22 protein-coding genes are annotated in these 23,216 nt (G+C 70.8%); 11 read left to right on the forward strand and 11 right to left on the reverse strand.

Annotation, left to right across the window (positions count from 1 at the left end; translation table 11 throughout):
• The first annotated feature begins 259 nt into the window (after nucleotides 1-259).
• A complete protein-coding gene (locus tag CFN78_RS19935; protein ID WP_094864371.1) occupies nucleotides 260-544 on the forward strand; it encodes a YciI family protein in 285 nt (94 codons plus the stop codon).
• Nucleotides 545-559: 15 nt separating this feature from the next.
• On the opposite strand, the gene CFN78_RS19940 is transcribed toward CFN78_RS19935, so the two are convergent.
• A complete protein-coding gene (locus CFN78_RS19940) occupies nucleotides 560-1,477 on the reverse strand; it encodes an SDR family oxidoreductase (RefSeq protein ID WP_094864372.1) in 918 nt (305 codons plus the stop codon).
• A gap of 176 nt (nucleotides 1,478-1,653) precedes the next feature.
• Here CFN78_RS19940 and CFN78_RS19945 point away from each other — a divergent pair, with 176 nt between their 5' ends.
• On the forward strand, nucleotides 1,654-2,484 hold the full coding sequence (locus CFN78_RS19945) for an LLM class F420-dependent oxidoreductase (RefSeq protein ID WP_094864373.1): 831 nt from the start codon (nucleotides 1,654-1,656) through the stop codon (nucleotides 2,482-2,484).
• A 101-nt stretch (nucleotides 2,485-2,585) separates the two neighbouring features.
• On the forward strand, nucleotides 2,586-3,617 hold the full coding sequence (gene fbaA, locus CFN78_RS19950; RefSeq protein ID WP_094864374.1) for a class II fructose-bisphosphate aldolase: 1,032 nt from the start codon (nucleotides 2,586-2,588) through the stop codon (nucleotides 3,615-3,617).
• Between the two features lie 139 nt (nucleotides 3,618-3,756).
• On the opposite strand, the gene CFN78_RS19955 is transcribed toward fbaA, so the two are convergent.
• Nucleotides 3,757-4,992: a hypothetical protein gene (locus CFN78_RS19955; protein WP_420807907.1), complete on the reverse strand. Its 1,236-nt coding sequence runs from the start codon at nucleotides 4,990-4,992 to the stop codon at nucleotides 3,757-3,759.
• A gap of 289 nt (nucleotides 4,993-5,281) precedes the next feature.
• Here CFN78_RS19955 and CFN78_RS19960 point away from each other — a divergent pair, with 289 nt between their 5' ends.
• Complete coding sequence (locus CFN78_RS19960; RefSeq protein ID WP_094864375.1) at nucleotides 5,282-5,704, forward strand: DUF3151 domain-containing protein; 423 nt, start codon at nucleotides 5,282-5,284, stop codon at nucleotides 5,702-5,704.
• 55 nt (nucleotides 5,705-5,759) lie between these two features.
• On the opposite strand, the gene CFN78_RS19965 is transcribed toward CFN78_RS19960, so the two are convergent.
• Nucleotides 5,760-6,977: a lipase family protein gene (locus CFN78_RS19965; RefSeq protein WP_094864376.1), complete on the reverse strand. Its 1,218-nt coding sequence runs from the start codon at nucleotides 6,975-6,977 to the stop codon at nucleotides 5,760-5,762.
• Between the two features lie 68 nt (nucleotides 6,978-7,045).
• On the opposite strand from CFN78_RS19965, the gene CFN78_RS19970 reads away from it, so the two are divergent.
• Complete coding sequence (locus CFN78_RS19970) at nucleotides 7,046-7,708, forward strand: TetR/AcrR family transcriptional regulator (RefSeq protein ID WP_165777630.1); 663 nt, start codon at nucleotides 7,046-7,048, stop codon at nucleotides 7,706-7,708.
• 110 nt (nucleotides 7,709-7,818) lie between these two features.
• Nucleotides 7,819-8,841 (forward strand): fatty acid desaturase family protein, encoded by a 1,023-nt coding sequence (locus CFN78_RS19975; protein ID WP_094864377.1) that lies wholly within the window; start codon nucleotides 7,819-7,821, stop codon nucleotides 8,839-8,841.
• Nucleotides 8,842-9,257: 416 nt separating this feature from the next.
• On the opposite strand, the gene CFN78_RS19985 is transcribed toward CFN78_RS19975, so the two are convergent.
• From CFN78_RS19985 to CFN78_RS20000, 3 genes are all read right to left on the reverse strand, one after another.
• Nucleotides 9,258-9,980, reverse strand: a complete 723-nt coding sequence (locus CFN78_RS19985) for a helix-turn-helix domain-containing protein (protein ID WP_133116393.1) — start codon at nucleotides 9,978-9,980, stop codon at nucleotides 9,258-9,260.
• Nucleotides 9,981-10,722: 742 nt separating this feature from the next.
• Nucleotides 10,723-11,358: an HNH endonuclease family protein gene (locus CFN78_RS19995; RefSeq protein WP_094864380.1), complete on the reverse strand. Its 636-nt coding sequence runs from the start codon at nucleotides 11,356-11,358 to the stop codon at nucleotides 10,723-10,725.
• Nucleotides 11,359-11,544: 186 nt separating this feature from the next.
• A complete protein-coding gene (locus tag CFN78_RS20000) occupies nucleotides 11,545-12,210 on the reverse strand; it encodes a hypothetical protein (RefSeq protein ID WP_094864381.1) in 666 nt (221 codons plus the stop codon).
• Nucleotides 12,211-12,327: 117 nt separating this feature from the next.
• On the opposite strand from CFN78_RS20000, the gene CFN78_RS20005 reads away from it, so the two are divergent.
• Nucleotides 12,328-13,623 carry an adenylosuccinate synthase gene (locus tag CFN78_RS20005; RefSeq protein WP_094864382.1) on the forward strand — a complete coding sequence of 432 codons (1,296 nt, stop codon included), beginning with the start codon at nucleotides 12,328-12,330 and terminating at the stop codon, nucleotides 13,621-13,623.
• A gap of 25 nt (nucleotides 13,624-13,648) precedes the next feature.
• Here the strand turns inward: CFN78_RS20005 and CFN78_RS20010 are convergent, their stop codons facing one another.
• The 3 genes from CFN78_RS20010 to CFN78_RS20020 all read right to left on the reverse strand — a co-directional run bounded on the left by CFN78_RS20010 (nucleotide 13,649) and on the right by CFN78_RS20020 (nucleotide 17,342).
• Nucleotides 13,649-14,929, reverse strand: coding sequence for a hypothetical protein (locus CFN78_RS20010; protein ID WP_133116394.1), 1,281 nt, complete (start codon nucleotides 14,927-14,929; stop codon nucleotides 13,649-13,651).
• Between the two features lie 72 nt (nucleotides 14,930-15,001).
• Nucleotides 15,002-15,502: an OsmC family protein gene (locus CFN78_RS20015; protein WP_094864384.1), complete on the reverse strand. Its 501-nt coding sequence runs from the start codon at nucleotides 15,500-15,502 to the stop codon at nucleotides 15,002-15,004.
• 187 nt (nucleotides 15,503-15,689) lie between these two features.
• Nucleotides 15,690-17,342, reverse strand: coding sequence for a Na+/H+ antiporter (locus CFN78_RS20020; RefSeq protein WP_094864385.1), 1,653 nt, complete (start codon nucleotides 17,340-17,342; stop codon nucleotides 15,690-15,692).
• Between the two features lie 125 nt (nucleotides 17,343-17,467).
• Here CFN78_RS20020 and CFN78_RS20025 point away from each other — a divergent pair, with 125 nt between their 5' ends.
• Nucleotides 17,468-18,394 (forward strand): TIGR03564 family F420-dependent LLM class oxidoreductase, encoded by a 927-nt coding sequence (locus tag CFN78_RS20025; protein ID WP_094864386.1) that lies wholly within the window; start codon nucleotides 17,468-17,470, stop codon nucleotides 18,392-18,394.
• Nucleotides 18,395-18,397: 3 nt separating this feature from the next.
• Here the strand turns inward: CFN78_RS20025 and CFN78_RS20030 are convergent, their stop codons facing one another.
• Nucleotides 18,398-19,228, reverse strand: a complete 831-nt coding sequence (locus CFN78_RS20030; RefSeq protein ID WP_205660587.1) for a S1 family peptidase — start codon at nucleotides 19,226-19,228, stop codon at nucleotides 18,398-18,400.
• Nucleotides 19,229-19,368: 140 nt separating this feature from the next.
• Complete coding sequence (locus tag CFN78_RS20035; RefSeq protein WP_094864387.1) at nucleotides 19,369-20,496, reverse strand: glycerophosphodiester phosphodiesterase; 1,128 nt, start codon at nucleotides 20,494-20,496, stop codon at nucleotides 19,369-19,371.
• Between the two features lie 253 nt (nucleotides 20,497-20,749).
• Here CFN78_RS20035 and purD point away from each other — a divergent pair, with 253 nt between their 5' ends.
• The 3 genes from purD to CFN78_RS20050 all read left to right on the forward strand — a co-directional run bounded on the left by purD (nucleotide 20,750) and on the right by CFN78_RS20050 (nucleotide 23,215).
• On the forward strand, nucleotides 20,750-22,024 hold the full coding sequence (purD, locus tag CFN78_RS20040; RefSeq protein ID WP_094864388.1) for a phosphoribosylamine--glycine ligase: 1,275 nt from the start codon (nucleotides 20,750-20,752) through the stop codon (nucleotides 22,022-22,024).
• Between the two features lie 131 nt (nucleotides 22,025-22,155).
• Nucleotides 22,156-22,620: a PE domain-containing protein gene (locus tag CFN78_RS20045; protein WP_110495015.1), complete on the forward strand. Its 465-nt coding sequence runs from the start codon at nucleotides 22,156-22,158 to the stop codon at nucleotides 22,618-22,620.
• Nucleotides 22,604-23,215, forward strand: a complete 612-nt coding sequence (locus CFN78_RS20050; RefSeq protein ID WP_240519568.1) for a DUF3558 domain-containing protein — start codon at nucleotides 22,604-22,606, stop codon at nucleotides 23,213-23,215. Before CFN78_RS20045 ends, CFN78_RS20050 begins: the two co-directional genes overlap by 17 nt.
• Nucleotide 23,216 lies beyond the last annotated feature (1 nt).

Genomic DNA, 23,216 nt, shown 5'->3' on the forward strand with positions numbered 1-23,216 from the left:
TCGCTGTTACGCCGGCATGGCCGTGCGCCCGGCCGGCGGAGGCGTCGCGCTTCGTCGCGCGCACGGAACCGCTCCGCTCGCGACGATCGACCGGCAAGCAAGCGCCCCGGCGACCGCCCTCGACAACACTGACGCATCGAAGCGTATCGGGTTGCGGCCTCGTCGCCACTCGCTCGCCGAGCGGGACACCTTCGCCCGCTGCCCGACCTCCGCTGGGTACGTTACGCGGATCGGCCGGTGTCGGAACAGTGGAGGACCCGTGGCTTGGTTTCTGGTGGAAATCCGTTATGTGCAGGAGAAGTTCGGGCAGGTGCGACCGCGGCACCGGGAGTTCCTGGCCGCGCTGGCCGAGCAGGGCACCGTGGCCGTGGCCGGGCCGCTCGGCGACGGCAGCGGGGGCGTGACGCTCTACCAGGCCGCCGACCGCGAGGCGCTGCAGGAGGTGATCGACGCCGATCCGTACCACCTGGAGGGCGCCATCGCGGAACGCACGGTCCGTGAGTTCTCCCCGGTCATCGGCGCCTGGGTACCCCCGGCGTCGTAGAAGTCGCGGAACCGGTCAGCGGGTCGCGGCGCGGCCGCCGTGCCCGGTGACCGAGGCCTCGCGGGCCCCGCGCACGGCGATGTCCTCCAGCGCGGCCCTGTCGGCGGCGGGCACCCGCGAGCGGGAACCGAACTCGATGATCGGCGGGATGAACGCCCGCACCAACTTCAGCGCGCCGACCCAGCGCGGGGCGTGAATGGTGCGCGCACGCCTGCGGACGCCGTCCTCCAGGCAGTCCAGCGCGACGCTCAACGGGTACGTCTTGCCGAGCAGTCCGGGCATCCCGGCGCGCAGCTTGCCGAAGACCGGGTGCGCGTCGGCGCTGTCCACCAGGTCGGTCTTGATCCACGTCGGGTGCGCTACTCCGATCCGGACGCCCAGGTGCGCGACCTCGGCGCGCAGGCTGTTGCAGAACGCCTCGACGCCGGCCTTCGCGGCGGCGTAGTTGGCCATGCCGGGGGCGTGCGTGATGGCGGCCAGCGAGGAGATCGCCAGCAGGTAGCCCTCGCGTTCGATGACGTGGGGCAGCGCGACGCGGAACGTCCGCCAGACGCCGAGCAGGTCGACCTCGAGCACCTTCTCGAAGGCCACCGGGTCGACCGAGCGGACGAATCCGGCGGTGGCGATGCCGGCGTTGGCGATGACGATGTCGATGCCGCCGAAGTGCGCCGCAGCCTCGCCGAACGCCAGCTCGAGCGCGTCCCAGTCGGTGACGTCGGCCTCCCAGGAGCGGGCGTTCGGTCCGATCCGCTCGGCCACCTTCCGCTGCTCCTCGGCCTCTATGCCGACCAGGGCGACCTTGGCGCCGTCGGCGGCGAACCGCTCGGCCAGCCCGGCACCGATGCCGCGGGCGGCGCCGGTGATGACGACGACCTTGCCCCGGACGGACTGCGTGGCCGAGCCGCCGGTGAGCTTGGTCAGGGGGTTCGTCATGGGTGCCTCCTCGGCGGCCGCGGTGCTCGTCGAATCGGACGGTACCTCAACTTACTCCCAGTAGGCTACCCATGAGTAGGTCACACGTCCCGGTGGCCGGGGGATGAATCCGCCGCCCCCCGCGGTTGGCAGTGAGCAGCGGTACTCGACGCCCGGCACTCCTCGGAAGGCGATACATGACGGTCCAACTCGGACGCATCGGCATCTGGCGCAACGCGGGCGGCCTCAGCCCGGAACTCGCCGTGGAGGTGGAGAAGCTCGGCTACGGCGCCATCTGGATCGGCGGCTCGCCCCCCGGGCACCTCGACCTCGTCGAGGACCTGCTCGACGCCACCGGCACCATCGCCGTGGCCACCGGCATCGTCAACATGTGGAGCGACGACGCCGCGACCGTCGGCGCCTCGTACCGCCGCATCGCGGCCAAACACCCGGATCGGTTCCTGCTCGGCGTCGGCATCGGGCATCCCGAGGCGACGCAGGCGTACCAGAAGCCCTACGACAAGATCGTCGAGTACCTGGACCAGCTCGATGGCGCGGGCGTACCCCGGGACGCCGTCGCCCTCGCCGCGCTCGGCCCGAAGGTGCTGCGGCTGGCAGGCGAGCGCACCGCGGGCGCCCACCCGTACCTGACCACGCCGGAGCACACCCGGTGGGCGCGGGAGATCCTCGGCGACGGCCCGCTGCTCGCGCCCGAGCAGAAGGTGGTGCTGGACACCGATCCGGAGCGGGCCCGCGCGATCGGCCGCCCGGCCGTGGCGAACCCGTACCTGCGGCTGCGCAACTACACCCGCAACCTGGAACGCCTCGGCTACTCGCGGGAGGAGATCGACGACGACGGCAGCGACGCTCTCATCGACGCGCTCGCCCTGCACGGCGACGCGGCCACCGTCGCGGGCGGAGTACGTGCGCACCTGGACGCCGGGGCCGACCACGTCAACGTGCAGGTGCTGCCCATCGACGCCGACCCGCTGCCCGGTTACCGGGCGCTGGCCGCCGTCCTGCTCTGACGCCGGGGAGTGGTTTCTCCCTCGCGGGGGAGAAACCACTCCCGGCCGGTGAACTCGTACGATGCGGCGGAAGGCGGACACCGGTTCTAGGAGGAGCAACGATGCCCATCGCCACACCCGAGGTCTACGCGGAGATGCTGGACAAGGCCAAGGGCGGCGAGTTCGCCTACCCGGCCATCAACGTCACCTCGTCGGAGACCATCAACGCCGCCCTGCGCGGTTTCGCCGAGGCGGAGAGCGACGGCATCATCCAGTTCTCCACCGGCGGCGCGGAGTTCGCGTCCGGGCAGGCCGTCAAGGACATGGTCACCGGCTCGGTCGCGCTCGCCGAGTTCGCGCACGCCGTCGCCGACAGGTACCCGGTGAACATCGCGCTGCACACCGACCACTGCCCGAAGGACAAGCTGGACGGCTTCGTCCGCCCGCTGATCGCGATCTCCCGGGAGCGCGTCGACGCCGGCAGGAACCCGCTGTTCCAGTCGCACATGTGGGACGGTTCGGCGATCGACCTGGACGAGAACCTGGGCATCGCCAAGGACCTGCTCGCGCAGGCGCACGCCGCCAAGATCGTCCTGGAGGTGGAGATCGGCGTCGTCGGCGGCGAGGAGGACGGCGTCGCCAACGACATCAACGACAAGCTGTACACCGCCGAGGGCGACTTCCTGAAGACGATCGACGCGCTCGGCTCCGGCGAGAACGGCCGCTACCTGCTGGCCGCGACCTTCGGCAACGTGCACGGCGTCTACAAGCCGGGCAACGTCAAGCTGCGCCCCGAGGTGCTGCAGGGCGGCCAGCGCGTCGCGTCCGAGAAGCTCGGTCTCGCCGAGGGGTCGAAGCCGTTCGAGCTGGTCTTCCACGGCGGTTCCGGCTCGCTGCTGGAGGAGATCCACGAGGCGCTGTCCTACGGCGTGGTCAAGATGAACGTGGACACCGACACCCAGTACGCCTTCACCCGCCCGATCGCCGAGCACTTCTTCAAGAACTACGACGGCGTGCTCAAGATCGACGGCGAGGTCGGCAACAAGAAGGTCTACGACCCGCGCAGTTACCTCAAGGCCGCCGAGGGCGGTATGGCCAAGCGCGTCGTCGAGGCGGCCACCTCGCTCAAGTCCGCCGGCCAGAAGCTCGGCTGAGTACCCGCTCCACGCACCACGAAGGGCTCGTCACCTGGTGGCAGGTGACGAGCCCTTCGTGGTGTTCATCGAACTGGCGCGACCATATGGCGCAGCGGGACCGTGAACGGTTCCCTCCAATCCCGGCCGATTCGAGAATTCACGTCACGGCGCCGGGCAGCAGGTCGGCGGCGCGCCGTTTCCGGGTGCGTGCCTCCCACCAGCCGGCCACCGGTGTGGCGAGGGCCCACAACACGGCGACGCCGGCGAGCACCACCGGCACCGTCCAGTAGCCGATCGGCGGCGCGGACTCGGTCACGGCGTCACCGAGCAGCCACGGACGCAACTGGCCCTGCAGCCACAGCGCCCCGAAGCCGAACGCCGTCACCAGCAGCGCCCCGACGCCGGCACCGAACGTCCGGTGCCCCCGCGCCACCCGGAACGCCAGATCCACCGCGAGGCCGACGCCGATCAGGTAGAACGGCACGGTCGAGGTCGGGAAGTCGCTCCACATCAGCAGCGGCCAGATCACCGCGCGGTACAGCACGTACCCGGTGGCCACCGCGGTCGCCGCCCACATCTTGCCGATGGTGTGCCGGGCCGCGGCGAGTACCAGCGCCATCACGCCGATGCCCCACACGGGATACACCCAGTCGTCGATCGGCAGGGCGAAGTGCAGGATCGCTTCCCGGTCGATCGGCCTGCCGATGTCGTCGGCGGCGAACTGCAGCAGGGTTTGCTCCCCGGTGGGCGCGCCCCGGTCCCAGGCGCGCAGCGAGAGGATGCCGTACTCCTGCTGGCCGTTCGGGAAGAACATGTTCTCCAGGAAGAAGATCCACAACCCGGTGCTGACCAGAGTGCGCAGCCTGCCCGGCTCGGTGCCCTTGAGCCAGCCGTCGATCGCGCCCAGCGTCATGATCGCGGTGCCCAGGTAGAGCAGGCCGTGGGTGGGGCTCCACGAGGTGATGTCCAGCCCGTTGAGCGAGTGATTGATGACGTCCAGCGGCGCGGCGATCAGGAAGATCGTGGTGCCGACCTGCATCAGCCGCAGCGCTCGCCGGTCGACGCCCATGCCGGTGAAGCTGTGGATCGCGACCAGCACGCAGACCATCACCGTGCCGACCGAGTTGATCAGGTGCGGCGGGGCCAGGTCGTCGCGCAGCCACTTGAAGTGCCATGACATGTCCCAGGACGAGCCGACCAGCTTGAACGCGAGTGCGACCAGCCACGTGCGGTAGCAGTACCGCATCACCCACGGGGGCGTCGGCTGACCGGGCGCGCCGCGTCTCCAGTGCAGCCGGAAGAACAGCTTCATCTTCGCGACCGGACTGCGTGGGATCACCTCGGGTTCGCTGAGGTCCCCGGTGGAGTTCCTGGCGGGAATTGCCTTCGTCACCGGCCCATCATCGCGTGTCAAGCCTCCTCGCGGGTAGAGACCCGACCAATCGGGACATAATCCCAGGGTTCACCCGTAGGGGGCAGGTGTTTGCGCCCGTAGGGAGTGCTGCGGAAAGGTGCCGCCCATGCGGTCGAAGCGAACGATGGATCCCAAGCGTGTGGTGGCCGCCCTGCTGGTCTTCGCGCTGGTGCTCGGTGGTGCGAGCGTCGTGCTCTCCCTGGTGCTCTGAGCTGCCCCGTCCGTCCCGCACCCCGGTGACCCGGGTGCCGCTGGCAGGATGGCGGACATGACGCATGGCAACCTGCTCGGACCCGAACCGACCCTTCTCCCCGAGCGGCCCGAACCGCAGGCGGCGCTCGACGCGGGCAACGCCCCGGCCGGGGTCGTCGCGGAGCACCCGGACTTCAGCGAGGCCTGGGCGGTGCTGGCGGAGAAGTCCCTCGCCGACGGCGACCAGGCCGACGTGGTCGCCGCGTACGCCTACGCCCGCACCGGTTACCACCGCGGTCTGGACCAGCTTCGCCGTTCCGGCTGGAAGGGCTTCGGCCCGGTGCCCTGGGCGCACCGGCCGAACCAGGGTTTCCTGCGTGCCGTCGCCGCGCTGGCGACGGCCGCGCAGCGGATCGGCGAGACGGCCGAGTACGACCGGTGCAAGCAGCTTCTGGACGACTCCGACCCGGCAGCCGCGGGCGAACTCGGCCTCGGCTGAACCCGGACGTCACGTTCACCGGCGGGCGGGCAGCCCGCCCGCCGGGTGAGCGTGGTCAGAAGCTGCCGCAGTTGCCCGGTGCGGGGACGCCGGCGAAGCGGCCCTCCAGCCAGGCGAAGGCCTCCGGGAACGCGCGGATCGCGCCGCCGACGTGCGTCGGCACCAGCGAGGTACTGAACTGCACCCGCGTCCCGCCGGAGCACCAGTCGCGGGCCATGTCGCGGCCCTGGGCGTAGGGCACGATGTCGTCGAGCGCGCTGTGCACCACCAGCGTCGGCACCTCCGGCGCGGAGTCGCCGATGCGCTGTTCCGCGACGACCGAGGCGTACGGCTCCTCGTCCAGGTACGCCGACAACGGCCGCCCGTCCACCGTCAGGTCGGCGGTGCGGGTGAACGCCTGCCCGGCGATCACCTCGATGGTGCACTGTTGCCGTACCTCGTCGAGCAGTCGCTTTCCCTTGTGGTTCAACACGTTCTCGATGCCCAGGTCCGGGTACGCGGCGCTCAGCCCGGCGAGCGCGTAGCCGAGGAACCCGGCCGCGTACGCCCCGTCCAGGTTCTTCGCGACGGCCCCGAGTTCGGCCGGGACGGCTCCGGCGTAGACGCCCTTGAGGTCCAGTTCCGGTGCGTACTCGGCGGCCAGCTCACCTGCCGCCGCCGAGGCGCCGCCACCCTGCGAGTACCCGGCCGTGGCGACCGGTCCTGCGTCGGGCAGGTTCGCCTCCGGCAGCCGCTGGGCCGCGCGTACTACGTCGAGTACGGCGTGGCCCTGGGCGAGCCGGTTCGTGTACGTGTGGTCGCCGGGTGTCCCGAGACCCTGGTAGTCGGTGAGCGCGATCGCGTAACCGCGGGCGAGCAGGCCCGCGATGAACGGCCCCTCGTACTCCATCCCGGCCGCCGCGGCGATCGACGGCGCGCAGTCGTCGCCGATGCCCTGCGTTCCGGGGGCGTAGCCGACGATCGGCCGCTCGCCCGCGCCGATCCAGGGGACGAGCGGGGTGAGGACGGTGCCGGTGACGGCCATCGGCTCGCCCGCGGTGTCCGTGCTGCGGTACATGATCCGCTGCACGTGAGCGGGTGCCCTGGTGAGCTTGAGCGGGTCGAGGAAGAAGTCCGCGGGCTCGCTGCGGACGATGTCGCCGTTCTCGCCCGGCGGCAGCGGTGACGGTGGTTCGTAGAACGGCGGCGCCGCGATGGCCTGGGTCGCGCCCGTGGCCAGTAGCGCCAGCGACATCACGATGGTGAGCAAGGTCCGGCGGCCGGAGGCACGCATACTGGCTCCTCGACGAGCGATATTTTCGACAACAGTGTCGGAAATAGATAACTGGTGAGGGAGTCGCTGTGTCAACCCCCGCCCGCAGGCGGCCGGGCAGGCCGCGGAAGATCCCGGCCGCCGAACAGAGCGTCATCGTGCTCGGCGCCGCCCGGCGGGTATTCGCCGAGCACGGCCCCAGGGCGGGGACGATCGAGCAGATCGCCCGCGCCGCGGGGGTCAGCAGGCAGGCCGTCTACGACCGGTTCCGCGACCGCGCCACGCTCGTCGACGCCGTGGTACGCGAGATCGGCGAGGAGGCCTTCGCCGCCATCGGCGCACCGGCGGCGCGCTGGGCGGATCCGGACCTGCGGGCGTGGACCCGCGCCAACTACGCCGCCATGTTCACCTTCGTCGCCGAGCACCCCGAGGCGATGCCGCTGCTCCAGGAAGCCGAACGCACCGGCGATCCCGCGCTGACCCGGCTGCGCGGCAGGCTGGCCGAGGTCTACGCCAAGGCCGTCCGGGCCCGCTTCGCGGCACACGGCGTACGGACAGGAGGCGGTGACCGGGCGCTGGTCGCGATGTACTTCGCGATGACCGAGGCGCTCGTCGGGCTCGCGGACGGTGGTGACGCGGCCGAACGGGAGGCGTTCATCGACCTGCTCACCGAGTTCACCGTCGGCGGGGTGCTGCGGCTCTACGAGCACGCGCCCGGCGTGCTCGACCGGTTGCGCGGACAGGAGACATGAGTCACACCCTCGCGCTTCCGTCGCAGGTACGGGCGTGGTGGGGCGGGCCGTAGTGCGGGCAGGGGGCGGACCGGATTCCCGTACCGCTCGCCGCCCAACAAACTTGACGAATGACAGTCGACAACGCGCTGCGGGCCAGGAGTGCCCCTAGCGACTACTCCGCACTCTCCAAGCGTGTCGCCGGCGCGGGCCTGCTCGACCGCAGGCCGGGCTACTACCTCGTCCGCCTGAGCGTGATCGCCGCCCTCTTCGCCGGCGGCTGGGTCGCCTTCTTCCTGATCGGCGACTCCTGGTGGACGCTCGCGATCGCCGGGTTCATGGCGGTCATGTTCGGCCAGATCGCGCTGGTCGCACACGACCTCGCGCACCGGCAGGTCTTCCGCACCCGCAGGCCGAGCGCCGTGGCGGGCTGGATCGCGGGCAACCTGTGCGTCGGCATGAGCTACGGCTGGTGGATGGACAAGCACACCCGCCACCACGCGAATCCGAACCACGAGGAGCTGGACCCGGACGTCGAGCCGGACATCTTCGTGTGGTCGGACGACCAGGCCAAGGCGAGCAGTGGTGTGCCGCGCTTCATCGGCCGCTGGCAGGCGTTTCTGTTCTTCCCGATGCTCACGCTCGAGGGCCTGAACCTGCACGTCTCCGGATTCAAGGCGTTGCGCAAGCCGACGTTGAAGAACCGCGGCGTCGAGGCGACGTTGCTGGTGCTGCACTGCGCCCTGTACCTTTCCGCGCTGTTCGTCGTGCTCTCACCGGCGAAGGCGCTGGTCTTCTTCGCGATCCACCAGGCCCTCTGGGGCGTTTACATGGGTTCGATCTTCGCCCCCGGCCACAAGGGAATGCCGACGATGAAGCCCGGCGAGAAGGTCGACTTCCTGCGCCGTCAGGTGCTCACCTCGCGCAACGTCCGCGGCGGCTGGTTCATCGACACGGCGATGGGCGGGCTGAACTACCAGATCGAGCACCACCTGTTCCCCAGCATGCCGACGCCACACCTGCGCCGTGCGCAGGCGATCGTGCGGGAGTACTGCGCGGAACTGTCCATTCCGTACCACGAGCGCGGACTGATCGGCTCCTGGTCCGAGGCGCTGGGGCACCTGCACCGCGTCGGCGCGCCACTACGCGGCTGACCGTCATCGCCCGGTACGCACGACGAGACGACGAGGGGCCCGCCGGATACTCCGGCGGGCCCCTCGTGGCGTGCTGGGTGCGATCAGCAGGAGGCGAGCATCTCGTCGAGCGCGGTCTTCTCCGCCTCGTTGACGGTCAGCTCGTACTTGGCCTTCACGCCCACCCACATCGAGGCGTAGGTGCACCAGTAACCGGTTGACGGCGGCTTCCACGACCACCACCAAGGCGAAGCCGAAGGCCACGAATAACAGCACGAAGAAGACCACGCCCAAGCAAACCTGGTGGCAGCGGGACGAGCCGATCGAGTGCGGTGCCGACCTCTAATACGAGGCGACGGGTACCCGTACGAGGGTGGCAAGTCCTCCGGCGAGACCCAGCACGAGTACGGGTACCAGCAGGGCTACGTCCCCAGGAATCAATGCTGGGCCAGTGCGGGCGCGAGCCGCTGAAGGAGCCACCCTGCGCACCAGCGGCTCTCGCTGTCCTTGGGGTCGATCGCTTCCTTGGACAGCTTGCCTGCCAGCTTCCCGGGGTCGGGCGCGGTCACCGGGTCCTCAGCTACCCGCAGTGAGGTCTCCCAATCCCACTGCATGAGCCGCGAGACTTCCGAGGCAAGGCACAAGCGCCGGACCCTGTCATCGTCGGTCAGTATCTCGGCCACCAACTCGGCGTTGTCCCGGCCGGGCAGGAAACCGACGATGGACACGGCGTTGGCGCGGAGCGTGCTGGTCTTGCCGTCCTTCGCCCAGCGGCGAAAGTGCTCGACCCCGGCCTCACTGATGATCGGAGCCACAGCCGCATCGATGGTGCTCGACGTCGGCCCGTCCGCGAAGATGCTCGGGTCTCCGCTCTCGACCGCGCGCCGGATCTCGTCCAGGTGCTCGTCGTTCTCGATCTTGCGGAGTTTCGGGTGTGTGATGTCGCGTCGCCGCATGCCGCCTCCTAGAACACTCTCGTAAGCCGCGATCACATCGGGTGTGGCCGGACGTACTCCGGTCTCGACCTGGCCCAGGTAACCAGCGCTGTACGCCGTCTCCTTCGCCAGCCCGCGCAGTGAGTACCCGGCGTAGGCCCTGCCTGCACGGAGGCGTTCGCCCTCGGTCATCTTGCTGACAGATGCTGACGCTTTTGCTGACACCTGCTGCCTCCGTAACTGTTCAAAGGGTTGCTGATGCTGACGAGAATACTCCTGTGAGCTGTCGCGTACCGAATGTGAGAACGCGGCGCGGGCATGAGTGGCCAGGCATTCGTGGTGGTGGCGGTGATCGGCGCTGCCGGTCTGCTGACCGTGGGCTGGTGCATCTGGGATGCCGTGCGGGATGCGCGTGCCCAACTCCGACGGCCTGGGGGTGATCAGCGATGAGCTGGTACATCGACAGCGACGGAAACGTGATCGACCTGGACGACACGGCACCGATCGAGGACGGCGACCTGCCCGAGCCCGATGACGCTTGCGCGGGTGACCGATGACCCGCCTTCGGGTGTCCTCGCCGCCGGAGATGGCCACGCGCCGGGCGTCGAAGGCCGACGCGAAAAACTGGAACCGCTACACGCGGGACTACAGATCCTGTTACCACTGCCGGACCCTGTACCTCACGGCCGCTGACGCAACCGCCTGCGAGGACATCCACACCGGCAACGACGCACGTTCGCCCGCCGCCTGAGTCTCCCGGTCGCCGTACTCACCCCGACCGGTGCGGTGACCGGGTACCCACCGCATCCATTCCGGGGATCCCCATGCGCGATTTTCGTTTCGTGCTGCGCGTTTTCGGCTACGACCATGCCTGCATCCACATCGAGACCAACAGCTGGGTGTCCGCGAACGAGATGAGGGGCCCGCCGGATACTCCGGCGGGCCCCTCGTGGCGTGCTGGGTGCGATCAGCAGGAGGCGAGCATCTCGTCGAGCGCGGTCTTCTCCGCCTCGTTGACGGTCAGCTCGTACTTGGCCTTCACGCCCACCCACATCGAGGCGTAGGTGCACCAGTAACCGGTTGACGGCGGCTTCCAGGCGTCCGGGCTCTTGTCGCCCTTCTCCTGGTTGACGTTGTCGGTCACGGCGATGAGCTGCGGGCCCTCCAGGTCGTTCGCGTAGGCCTCACGCTCGGCGTCGGTCCACCCGGAGGCGCCGGTGCGCCAGGCGGCCGCCAGCGGCACCACGTGGTCGATGTCGACGTCGCCCGCCTCGGTCCAGGTGGCGTCGTCGTAGGGGCTGGCCCAGGAGCCGGTGACCGCGCAGTCGGCGCCGACGTTGACGTCGGTCCCGTCGCGCTTGAGCACCTCGTCCCGGGTGTCGCAGCCCTCGCCCTGGTCGATCCAGTGGTTGAACTTCTCGCGGTCGTACCCGTCCTGCGAGCCGTCCGCCTGGACGGTCAGCTCGGCGAGCTGGCTCTTCGCGGTGGCGGCGTCCGGGATTCCCGGGGGCTCGGCGGCGGCGACACCCACCGCGCTGAGGCTGAGGGCGGCGGCGATTCCGGTAGCGGTGACTGAGTTGCGAACAGTGCGACGAGTGAACACTGCGCTGCCTCTCTGTGGGCCGGTTGGGGACTTTCCGACCTTTACTCACGCGGGTGACTGTGGCAACACCTTCGGGTTAACGGCGTGGGATGTTCCTGTGCAACGCAGACGAAAGTCGTAGCCCAGTTGGCTGGTCAGGGCCGAAATCGGCCACTCGTCGGTGTCCGCGAGGGCACCGGGCCGCGATCAGGCCAGCCCACGCACCAGGCGCAGATCCTCGGTGTGCCGGTACCAGGTCCAGCGCTTCATCGGCCGCGGATGCCGGACGCCGTCGTAGGTCGGGATCGCCGGGACGCAGCCGAGCTGGAAGGCCCGGCCCGAGTACGTGATGCGGCGCTTGAACACAGCCCCCCGCGTCACCTGTGCGACGAGCCCCGGCCCGCCCGTGTCGTCCGCCTCCACGACGATCCGGCTCGCCTGCCCGCGCAGGGCGACCTCGTCGTCGCAGTACGCCACGCCCCGCACCGGTCCCAGTTCGCCGCGTCCGACCAGCACACCCCCGGCGTCGTCGCGCAGCAACGGGACCGGGTCGACGTCGCCGGTGTTGGCCAGCGCCATCGCGCGGTCGGTGTCGGTGGGCAGGTCCCACAGACTCGCCACCGCGGAGGACTCCTCCGCGGGTACGTAGCCGATCGTCGTCGAGGCCAGCTTTTCCTTACGCAGCAAGCGAAGCACCACGGCCGCGAGGTCGGCGTCGGTGCCCACCACGACCAGGTGCGCCTGCCCCTCGGCGGGCAGCAGCGGGTCGACGTCGGCCTTGCCTGGCCGTTCCGGCAGGTGGTGCACGCCCTCGGCGACGACCTCCGCGAGCGCGGGCACGGCACGCCCGCACACCAGCACCTGTCCGATCACCGAGGGTCCTCCGTTACGCTCAAGCACCGGCATTCACCTGCGCCGCTGTCGCCGTGCGGACAGCCCGCGCCCGAGTCCGAGCTTCGAACAACTGCCGCCGAACAACTGGAGTGTCACATGCCGGCGATCGTGCTCATCGGAGCCCAGTGGGGCGACGAGGGGAAGGGCAAGGCCACCGACCTGATGGGCGACCGCGTCCAGTGGGTCGTGCGCTACCAGGGCGGCAACAACGCCGGGCACACCGTCGTGCTGCCGGGCGGGGAGAACTTCGCGCTGCACCTCATCCCCTCCGGCATCCTCACCCCCGGCACCACCAACGTCATCGGCAACGGCGTCGTCGTGGACCCGGGCGTGCTGCTCGACGAGCTGGCCGGCCTGGAAGCCCGCGACGTGGACACCAGCAGGCTGCTGATCTCCGCCGACGCGCACTTGATCATGCCGTACCACGTGGCCATCGACAAAGTCACCGAGCGATACCTGGGCAGCCGCAAGATCGGCACCACCGGCCGCGGGATCGGGCCCTGTTACCAGGACAAGCTCGCCCGCGTCGGCGTGCGTGTGCAGGACCTGCTGGACGAGAAGATCTTCCGGCAGAAGGTCGAGGCCGCGCTCGAACTCAAGAACCAGATCCTGGTCAAGGTCTACAACCGCAAGGCGCTCGACGCCGACCAGGTCGCCGACGAGGTGCTGGCCGCGGGCGAGAAGTTCGCCCACCGCATCGCCGACACCCGGCTGGAGTTGAACAAGGCGCTGGAACGCGGCGAGACCGTGCTGCTGGAGGGCTCGCAGGGCACCCTGCTCGACGTCGACCACGGCACGTACCCGTTCGTCACCTCGTCCAACCCGACCTCCGGCGGGGCGTCCGCGGGTTCCGGTATCGGACCGGGCCGCATCGGCACCGTGCTCGGCATCCTCAAGGCGTACACCACGCGTGTCGGCTCCGGCCCGTTCCCGACCGAGCTCACCGACGATGCCGGCGAGGCGCTGCGCAAGAAGGGCGGCGAGTTCGGCGTCACCACCGGCCGCTCCCGGCGCACCGGCTGGTTCGACGCCGTCATCGCCCGCTACGCCGTGCGCGTCAACGGCATCACCGACTACTTCCTCACCAAGCTGGACGTGCTGTCCGGGCTGGAGCGGGTGCCGGTGTGCGTCGGCTACGAGGTGGACGGCTTCCGCACCGAGGACATGCCGATGACGCAGACCGACGTGCACCACGCCGTCCCGGTCTACGAGGAGCTGCCCGGCTGGTGGGAGGACCTCTCCGAGTGCCGCTCGTTCGAGGACCTGCCGGTGAACGCGCAGCGCTATGTCGAGCGGCTGGAGGAACTCTCCGGCGCCCGGATCTCCGCGATCGGCGTGGGCCCCGGCCGGGAGCAGACCATCGTCCGGCACGACTGGATGAAGGGCGCCTGACCCGCTCCCGCGAAACCCGCCGGCCTCAGCCCACGCGCCCGGCGATCGCCTTGGCCAGCGGTTCCAGCCGGGCGCGCATGTCGGCGCCGGTCCATTCGGCGTTGCCGTTGGACAGGCCGCAGTCGACGGTCACCAGGTGGAAGCCCGCGGTGAACTGAAGGCTGAACGCGCCGCCGGCTCGGACCACGCCGAACACGGCGGTGTCGCCGATGCCCGGAACGTCGACGGCCTCGGCGATCCGCTCGCGGTTGCGCCTGAGTTCCTCCTGGGCGGCACCGGCGTCGGGGAACGCGGTCACCGTGACGTTCGGGGTCATGTCGCCGTCCAGGAAGGTGGTGCCCTCCGGGGCGGGGAGGCCGGTGTTCTCCGAGGCGGAGGTCCGCCTGCACTTGGTGATCACCGGCGAGCCCGCCGTGGTGTTGTAGGAGCGGTCGATGTTCGTCGGGTCGACGGCGTACTTGGTCGCCGACTGGAAGTCCTCGCCGGTGAAGACCGCGCAGGCGTCGGTGACGATTCGCTTGTCACCCGTGGAGAGTTCGCCGAGCCCGCGTGGTTCGCCCGGCGGGTTCTTCATGGCGGTGGTGATCGACTCGACGGCACCGGCCATCGTGACGTCCTGGATCGGGGCCTTGTCGTTGCCCCAGCTCAGATCGAGCTTCGCCGACACGTTCCGGTGTCGCCATGCCACGATCGCCCGGCCGTCGGATTCCTCGACGATGGCGTCCGGGGCGCCCTCCAGCGGCCGTCCCTCCGCACTGGGCGCGGGTGCCTCGCCGGGGGTGTGCTTCAGTTCCACGCTCACGGCACGGAAAGCCGCATCCGCACGGTCCTCCGGCGAGACGTGGCACTTCGAGCTCACACCGTGGATCCACGAGGCGCGCTCACCCTCGGCGACCGGTGGCAGGGGGTCGGCGTAGGTCTCCTGCACGTTCAGCCGGCCAGAGCCGGCCGTCCCGATCAGCGACGCCACGCTGCTCGGGTCGAAGACGCCGCAGGCGTTGACGTAGGGGTACCCGCCGACGCAGTAGTCACCGGCGCACTCCCCGGCCTGGGCACCCCCGCCGGGGCCGCCGCCGTCGTTCCCGGAGTCGCGGACCACCAGGAACGTGACGCCCCCGGCGAACAGCACCACCACGAGACCGACCACCGTCCACATCAGCCCTCGCCGTCGCCGGGGCGGCGGAGGCGCGCCGTGGCCAGGCTGCTGCCCGGCCGGGTAGCCCGCCCACGGCTGCTGTCCGGGGTACGGGCCGTGGCCGGGACCGTGCGCTCCGGGAGGGGGCGGATACGGCGGTGGTGTCGACATGCGCGTCACCTAACCACAACCGAATCACCCGAATGGGGCGATTGCCGTCCCTCGGCCGGACCCCTTCGCGCCCTACGTTGCGAACCCGGTGCGCACGGGCGTCTCGTTGCGGAACAGGTCGAGCACCGGGCAGTGCTCGTCCACCTGGCGGCGCAGTTCGGCGTACTGCTCGGCGTCCGCCGGACCGGACAGCTCGACGCGCACGCTGATGCCGGAGAAGCCGGGCCGGGCGCTGAACGAGAAGCCGAGGAATCCGCGCAGGTCCAGGTCGCCCTCGACGGTGACCTCGACGGCGTCCAGCGGGATGCCGAGCCGGGCGGCCCAGAACTGGTAGGTGATCACCTGGCAGGAACCGAGCGAGGCGAGCGCGTACTCGACCGGGTTGGCGGCGGTGTCCTCGCCGCCCAGCGCCGCCGGTTCGTCCACCGTGACCTTGTGGTCCCGTACCCGGACGTCCACCCGGGTCCGGGTGTGTGGGACGAGGGTGGCGTGGGTGGTGAAGCTCGCCGCGGCCTTGCGCGGGTCGTTGTCGACGGCTGTCCGGGTGCCTTCGATGACGTCTGTCAGGGACACGTTGTCTCCGCTCGTCGGGCCGGTACTGCTCTGCCGGTCGCAGTGTGCCGCCGTTCGCGGGCTTCGTGCCGGGCGTCCTGCATCGTGGGCAAAACCCTTGTCACCGAAGGGAAAGCTTGCGCGAACGTCATCTGTCTGATGTGGACATTGATTTCAACGTGCACGAAAGTCGTCGCTGCTGGAACGGTCAGGACAGCCGGGAGGTCAGGGTCTGCGAGAGTGCCATCTCCTCCAGGTCCAGCTCTCGCAGCACCTTGCGCAGCACCTCGTCGCCGAGCCTGCCCTCGGCCCGTTCGATCAGCAGCGCCTCCCGCTGGGTGACGAGAAGTTCCTTGCGTGCCTTGGCGAACGCCGCGTGCGGACTGGTCTCCCGTTCCTCGGCGGTCAGCGAGATGGCGGCCACCGCACCCCGGTAGCGCGTCTCCACCAGCGAACGCAGCCGGGCTGCCAGCTTCTCCGCCCGTTCCGGCGAGACGTCCAGGCCGGCCAGCATCTCCGGCAGGATCTCGTCCAGCCTGCGCAGCGCCGCGTCCATCGCCGCCGAGCGGGCGGCCAGTTCCTCCGCCTCGTCCCGCTCGGCCTCACCCGCGTCGCGCACCCCCAGCCGCCGGATCAGCGCGGGCAGCGTCAGCCCCTGCAGCAGCAGAGTGCCGACGGCGACGGTGAACGCGAAGAGCTGGATCTCCTCCCGGCCGGGGAACGGCGCCCCGGACGCGGTGGTCAGCGGCACCCCGGCCGCGGCGGCGAGGGTGACCACCCCACGCATTCCGGTCCAGGACAGCACGCTGAGGTACCGCCAGGACGGCGCCGCGCGTTCCCGGCCGAACAGGCGCAGCGCCTGCGGCAGCGAGGCGCTGACGAAGACGTACGGGATCCGCACCACGATCGTCACCGCCAGCACCACCCCGGCGGCGACGATCAGCGTCGTGTTGTCGATCCCGGAGCTGTCCATCCCGGCCAGCACCGTCGGCAACTGCAGGCCCATCAAGGCGAACACCAGCGCTTCGAGCAGCACGTCGATCGACGCCCACACCGACCGGTCCTGTATCCGGGTCGCCGGGCCCGCACGCAGCGACTGGTTGCCCAGGTACAGCCCGGCGGCGACCACGGCCAGCACCCCGGAACCGCTGAACGACTCGGAGAACGGGTGCAGTTCCTCGGCCACCACGTACACGGCGAACGGCACGATGATGCCGAACGTCGATTCCAGCAGCGGATCGTCCAGCTTCCGGCGCACCAGGCTGACCAGCATCCCCGTCGCCAGCCCGACGGCGATACCCAGCACGGCGGCCACCGCGAAGACGGCGAAGCCCTGCCCGATCGAGCCGGCCGTGCCGAGCGCGGCGGCGAGGGCGATCTTGTACAGCGTCAGCGCGGCGGCATCGTTGACCAGGCTCTCCCCGGTCAGCACCGTCATCAGCCGCCGGGGCAGGCCGAGCCGCCTGCCGATCGCGGCCGCGGTGACCGCGTCCGGTGGCGCTACCACGGCACCCAGCACCAGCGCCGAGGCCAGCGGGAGCTGTGGCAGCAGCAGGTGCACGGTGAAGCCGACGACCACGGCCGTCACGACGACCAGCACCACGCCGAGCGCGATGATCGGGCGCAGTCCCGCCCGGAACTGCGCAGCCGAACTGTCCAGCGAGGTGGAGTACAGCAGCGGCGGCAGTACCAGCGTCAGGATCAGCTCGGGATCGAACTCGATCGCCGGCATCCTGGGAACGAACGACACGGCCAGCGCCACCACGACGATCAGCAGCGGCGCGGACAGGTTGCAGCGGCGCGCGACGGCGGTCAGCCCGAGGGAGCCCGCGAGCACGGCCGTCAACGTCAGGATCTCCATCGGTGACCTCCTGGTGGAAGATCCTCGCCGCAGCCGCGCCCGCGCGCACCTCGCCCGGTGCCTGGTGTGCGCTCCCGGTATGTGGGACGGGAATGCGGCGGGTTCGGGGACGGTTCCATCAGGGCATGACGATCGGGGTAGCTCTTCCGCCGGGTCCGCGCGACATCGGGCCGAACGCCGTGGACGTACTCGTCCGGCTGGCCGGGGAGGCCGCCGCGCACGGCCTCACCTCCGCCTGGTTCCCGCAACTGCTGGACGTGGACGCGGTCACCGTCGCCGCCCTCGCCGGGCGCGAGGTGCCGGGGATCGCCGTGGGCACCGCGGTGGTGCCACTGCATCCGCGGCACCCGCTGCTGCTGGCGAGCCTGGCGCAGACCGCGCAGGCGGCGACCGGCGGACGGTTCGCCCTCGGTCTGGGCGCCGGGTCGGACGCGCTGCTGAGCCAGGCGTACGGCACGCCGGTGCCGCCATTCGCCACCCACCTGCGCGAGTACCTGACGGCGTTGCGCACCGTCGTCGACGGCGGCGAACTCGCTTTCGACGGGCACACGCTGCGTTCCCATCCGCCGTTCTCCACCGCCGTCGCCGGGGCCGATCCGGTGCCACTGCTGGTCGCCGCGATGGGACCGAAAGCGGTCCGGGTGACCGGCGAACTCGCCGACGGCACCCTGCCCTTCCTCGCCGGTCCACGGGTGCTGGCCGACCGGATCGTGCCGAAAACGGCCGAGGCCGCCACCGCGGCGGGGCGTCCGGATCCCCGGATCATCGCGCTCGTCCCGGTGATCGTCACCTCCGATGTGGACGGTGCGCGGGAACGGGTGGCCGAGGCGTTCGCCTTGTACGACCGGATCCCGTCGTACCAGCGGGTGATAGCCGAGGGCGGTTACGCGCACGCCAGGGAACTCGCGGTGATCGGTGACGAGCGGACCGTTTCGGCGGCCCTGCGCGACTACCGCGACGCGGGGGCCACCGAGATCGTCGGCACCCAAACCGGGCTCACCGGCGACGCCGACCGGCATCGCACCTGGGAACTGCTCGGCTCGCTGGCCTGAACGTCAGCGCGAGACGGGTACCAGGGCGGCGACGTCCGCGAAGGCGTTGAAGCCCGCCGTGCCACACGGTGCGCCCGTCGTCTCCATGGCGAAGCTGAAGATCCCCGCCAGCCGTGGCACCTCGTGCTCGTCGCGGACCACCAGCGGGCCACCGCTGTCGCCGAAACAGGCCTGCACGCGCTGCGCCGGTCCCGGCTCCCGCAGGTCCTGGGCGCACAGCACCGAGGGACCATCCACCGTCGCGGCGGTCTGCGCGGCGCAGTGCTCGTCGGTGGTCAGCGTGAGCCCGCCGCGTCGCAGCACGTCGCTGACGCCCGCGTCCGGGCCGGTGATGCCGTGCCCGTACAACGCGGCGGGCGTGCCCGCGACGGGCGGCGCGTCGACCGGGCGCAGCACGGGCACGCCGGCGATCGGCCGGTCCAGTCGTACCTCGGCGAGATCGTTGCGGGCACTGGACAGGCTCGGCTGCTCCGGGGCCTCCGGCGAGGGCAGGATCTCGTACCCCGGCGCCACGGTCACCGCGCCGATGTCGCGCACCTCGCCGGGGTCCTGTGACAGCACCGACGCTCCGAGGTGTACCTCGACCCCGGCCGGGTCCACGCCGTCCAGGCAGTGCGCCGCCGTGAGCACCCGGTTCGGTGCCACCAGCGCCCCGCCGCAGGACGCCCGCTCCGGCAGCGGCCCGGTGCCCTTCACCGCGAAGGTCGCCATCCACGGCGCCTCGGCCGCCTCCGGCACGGGCGTACCGCCGGTCATGGCCGACGCGGGGGCGGCGCACCAGGCGCAGGCCGCGGCGAGCAGTGCGGTACCGAGCAGTCGGGCGGGTGTTCGCAAGGTTGCCTCCGGTCGTCTCCGTCACCACATTTGTCCGCAGTGGACAGAGGCGAACGTACTTCGTTGCCCGGTAAGCACAACGGCCGGTCGGCCGGAAAGAATCCGGTCGACCGGCCGAGGCCGTCCACGTGTGCGAGGTGTCAGCGAACGGCTTCCAGCGCGGTGTCCGGTTGGTCGGCGAACAGGCCGTCGATGCCGGTGGCCAGGTAGGCCGCGTACTCGGCGAACACGTCACCCCAGGCGGAGGGATCGTCCGAGGAACGCAGGTCGGCGGGCAGGAAGTTGTTCTCGTTGCGGAAGGTGTAGGGCACCACGGTCAGGTCCGCGGCGTGCGCGTCGGCGACCAGGCTGGTCGGCTCGCCGAGGTTGCCGGCCTCGTCCAGCGCGACGACCTGCGCCTTCTCCGGGCCGAGGATGTCGGCGTACCCCGCGACCTCGGCGAGTCCCGCCGGGGTCACCAGGTCGGCGTAGGTGCGCGGATCGCCCGCCGCGACGAAGTCGGCCGGTGCGCCCGTGGCCGAGGTGAGCTGCACCAGTCGCACCTTCAGCTTCCGGTCCAGCGCCTTGAGGTTCGCCACCTCGAAGGACTGGACGATCACCGGCGCGTTCCGCTTGTCCAGCCGGTTGCGCTTGAGCACGTCCACCAGCTTCGGCTCGGTCGGGTTGCCGATCTGGGTGAAGTACGTGGAGTGCTTGATCTCCGGATACGTGCCCAGTTCCCGGCGCAGTTCCTTGCCCAGTCGCCGGGTCAGGTCCAGGACCTCCTGGTACGTCGGGATCTCGTACCGTCCGTTGTAGACGGTGTTGTCCGGCCGGATGTCCGGGATGCGCTCGATCGCGCGCAGCGTCTTCAGTTCGGCGAGGGTGAAGTCCTCGGTGAACCAGCCGGTCAGCTCGACGCCGTCGATCGTCTTGGTGGCCTTGCGGTCGGCGAACTCGGGGTGCTCGGCGACGTCGGTGGTGGTGCCGATCTCGTTCTCGTGCCGGGCGACGAGCTGTCCGTCCTTTGTGGGCACCAGGTCGACGTCGACCCAGTCGACGCCCTGGCGGTAGGCGAGTTCGTAGGCGGCGAGGGTGTGCTCCGGGCGGTAGCCGGAGGCGCCGCGGTGGCCGACGATCACCGGGCCATGGTGCCCGTTCGCCGAGACGCCCGCCTCCCGGTCCCCGGCGGTGGTGTTCCCGGTGGCGGCGGCCGGGCCGGTGCCCGCGACGACGCCGAGCACGGCGAGCCCGGACAGGGTGAGTACGGCGAGACGACTGCGCGCCATGGACGACCTCCTAGGGACTGGGTGTACGCGCAACCTTCACCACCCCCGCGTCCGCCCGGCGACTCCCGGAGGGCCGCGGGCCGACGACCGGGTGAACGCCGCGTGGACCGCCTGTGAGCGTCGTCACCGTAGCCCGATCCCGGGCGTCCGGCTTCCCCCGTTCGGACCTGCCACCCCGCTCACGCCCGCCACCCGGACGGGTCACGCGCCCTGGGCGACGGGGGAAGCCCGCGTCCCGGTTACGCTTTCCTGCGTGCGCGTCCTGGTAATCGGGTCCGGTGCCCGTGAACATGCCCTCGTCCTCGCAGCCTCGGAGGACCCCACCGTCACCGCGATCGGTTGTGCTCCCGGCAATGCCGGGATCGCCGCCGTCGCCGAGCCGCTCGGGGTGGACGCCGTCGACCCCGCCGCCGTCGCCGCGCTCGCCACGAGCTGGAAGGCCGACCTGGTCGTCGTCGGCCCGGAGGTCCCGCTGGTCGCCGGCGTCGCCGACGCCGTGCGCGCCGCCGGTGTCCCGTGCTTCGGGCCGTCCGCCTCGGCCGCCCGCATCGAGGGCTCCAAGACCTTCGCCAAGGACGTGATGGCCGCGGCCGGTGTGCGCACCGCCCGCAGCGAGACCGTGGACAACCCCGCCCACCTGGACGCGGCACTGGCCCGCTTCGGCCCCACCTGGGTGGTCAAGGACGACGGGCTGGCCGCCGGCAAGGGCGTCGTCGTCACCACCGACTACGACGCCGCCCGCAAACACGCGATCATGCTGCTCGACGGCGGGCACCCGGTGTTGCTGGAGTCCTTCCTGGACGGTCCGGAGGCCTCGCTGTTCTGCCTGGTCGACGGTGCCACGGTGGTACCGCTGCTGCCCGCGCAGGACTTCAAGCGGGTCGGCGACGGCGACTGCGGGCCGAACACCGGCGGGATGGGCGCCTACGCCCCGCTGCCGTGGGCACCCGCCGACCTGGCCGAGGAGATCGTCCGCGAGGTGGTGCGCCCGGTGGCCGAGGAACTGGTCGCCAGGGACGCCTCGTTCACCGGCCTGCTCTACGCCGGGCTGGCGCTGACCTCCGAAGGCGTTCAGGTCATCGAGTTCAACTGCCGCTTCGGCGACCCGGAGACCCAGGTCGTGCTGGCGCTGCTGCGCACCCCGCTGGCCGGGCTGCTGCTGGCCACCGCGAACGGCACGCTCGCCGAGCAGCCCGCCCTGGACTGGGCGGACGGCGCGGCGGTCACCGTCGTCGTGGCCGCCGACGGCTACCCCGGCAAGCCGCACACCGGCGACGTGATCACCGGCGGCGACAGCGAGGGCGTGCTGCACGCGGGCACCCGGCGGCGGGACGACGGCGCCGTGGTCTCCAGCGGCGGACGGGTGCTGTCGGTGGTGGGCACCGGCCCGGATCTCGCCGCCGCCCGCGAGGAGGCCTACGCCCGCGTGGCGAGGGTGCACCTGGCCGGGGCGCACCACCGCACCGACATCGCACTGCGAGCCGTCGACGGCGAGGTGGCCGTACCGGTCGCGGCACGGGTCCCGTAAACCCGCGCGGATCCGGCGGAACCGGCGGCCACGTTTCTTCGTCGAAGTTCAGCCTGTCGTCACATCAGCGTTGGTAGCCTGCGATGTGACACGGGCCGGCTACCGACCGTAGGTGTGGGGGTGTGCAGCACATGGCAGACGACACGGGGTCCCGTGGCGGCCAGGATAGTTTTCGGGCACCGGGGGCCGTTGTCGCCGACAACGCCCTGTACACGCCGCCCGCGCCGGTCTCGGCGCTGGCGGGCAGCGTGCCGGGCGTACCCGGCGCGGTCGACATCGAGGTGGAGCCGGAGCGGGTCGCCGCCGTCGCCAAGGTGATCGAGGACCAGGCGAACGCGCTGCACGAGAAGCTGCGCAACCAGCTCGGCCACCTGCACATCGACGCCCCGTCCGAGGACGTGGTGAGTACACACGCGATCGAGGCGTGGAACAAGATCGTCTCCGACGGCGAGGACTCGTACGAGCAGCGCGTCCGGGCGTACGTCACCGGCCTGCGCGAGCTCGCCCAGCAGCTCCGTGGCGCGGGCGAGCAGTACACGGACGGCGAGCAGGACAGGGCCGACAGCCTCGGGGACCGCGGTGTCTACCACGTCTGACGTGGCCGTCCGCGCCGCCGCGACGGCGGCCGTACTGGTCGCCCTGACCGGTTGCTCGGCGAACGAACCCGGCATCGCCACGCCGGACCGGGCCGGCATGACCGCCGCCTCCCGGCAGGCCGAGGCGGGACAGCTTCCGCCGCGTACCGAGGAGGTTCGCGTCGACGGGGTCGATCCGTGCACCCTGCTCACCGAGCCGCAGCTCGACGAGCTGAAGGTGAACAGCAAACCGCGTCTGGACGCCGAGCCGCGCGAGGGGCCGACCTGCGCCTTCGACGTCGACCTGACCGAGCCGTACTACTCCTACGCCGTCGAGCTGATCGCCACGGCGGATCTGGAAGCCTGGGTCACCGGCGACCGGTTCAAGTCGAGCATGACCCGCGAGCCCCTCGACGTGGGCGGCTTCCCCGCCATCGACCACTACCGCGCGGGCGAGGCGCCCGCCGACTGCGAGACGCTGGTCGCCCTCGCCCCGGGGCAGACGATGCGCGTGCAGATGTACCCGTTGACGCAGAAGGTCTTCGACCAGGGGCAGCTCTGCGACATGTCCGAGCGGGTGGCCACGCTCGCCGTGGCGAACCTGCAGGCAAAGTGAG

It is taken from the genome of Amycolatopsis antarctica (assembly GCF_002262875.1).
Classification (GTDB): domain Bacteria; phylum Actinomycetota; class Actinomycetes; order Mycobacteriales; family Pseudonocardiaceae; genus Amycolatopsis; species Amycolatopsis antarctica.

Excerpts from the sequence above, each read along its gene's own strand:
- CFN78_RS19965 (WP_094864376.1), bottom strand. The coding sequence starts at position 6,977 with ATGCGTGCCTCCGGCCGCCGGACCTTGCTCACCATCGTGATGTCGCTG.
- fbaA (WP_094864374.1), top strand. The coding sequence starts at position 2,586 with ATGCCCATCGCCACACCCGAGGTCTACGCGGAGATGCTGGACAAGGCC.
- CFN78_RS20045 (WP_110495015.1), top strand. The coding sequence starts at position 22,156 with ATGGCAGACGACACGGGGTCCCGTGGCGGCCAGGATAGTTTTCGGGCA.
- CFN78_RS20005 (WP_094864382.1), top strand. The coding sequence starts at position 12,328 with ATGCCGGCGATCGTGCTCATCGGAGCCCAGTGGGGCGACGAGGGGAAG.
- CFN78_RS19960 (WP_094864375.1), top strand. The coding sequence starts at position 5,282 with ATGACGCATGGCAACCTGCTCGGACCCGAACCGACCCTTCTCCCCGAG.
- CFN78_RS20010 (WP_133116394.1), bottom strand. The coding sequence starts at position 14,929 with ATGTCGACACCACCGCCGTATCCGCCCCCTCCCGGAGCGCACGGTCCC.
- CFN78_RS20020 (WP_094864385.1), bottom strand. The coding sequence starts at position 17,342 with ATGGAGATCCTGACGTTGACGGCCGTGCTCGCGGGCTCCCTCGGGCTG.
- CFN78_RS19940 (WP_094864372.1), bottom strand. The coding sequence starts at position 1,477 with ATGACGAACCCCCTGACCAAGCTCACCGGCGGCTCGGCCACGCAGTCC.
- CFN78_RS20035 (WP_094864387.1), bottom strand. The coding sequence starts at position 20,496 with ATGGCGCGCAGTCGTCTCGCCGTACTCACCCTGTCCGGGCTCGCCGTG.
- CFN78_RS19975 (WP_094864377.1), top strand. The coding sequence starts at position 7,819 with ATGACAGTCGACAACGCGCTGCGGGCCAGGAGTGCCCCTAGCGACTAC.
- CFN78_RS19945 (WP_094864373.1), top strand. The coding sequence starts at position 1,654 with ATGACGGTCCAACTCGGACGCATCGGCATCTGGCGCAACGCGGGCGGC.
- CFN78_RS20025 (WP_094864386.1), top strand. The coding sequence starts at position 17,468 with ATGACGATCGGGGTAGCTCTTCCGCCGGGTCCGCGCGACATCGGGCCG.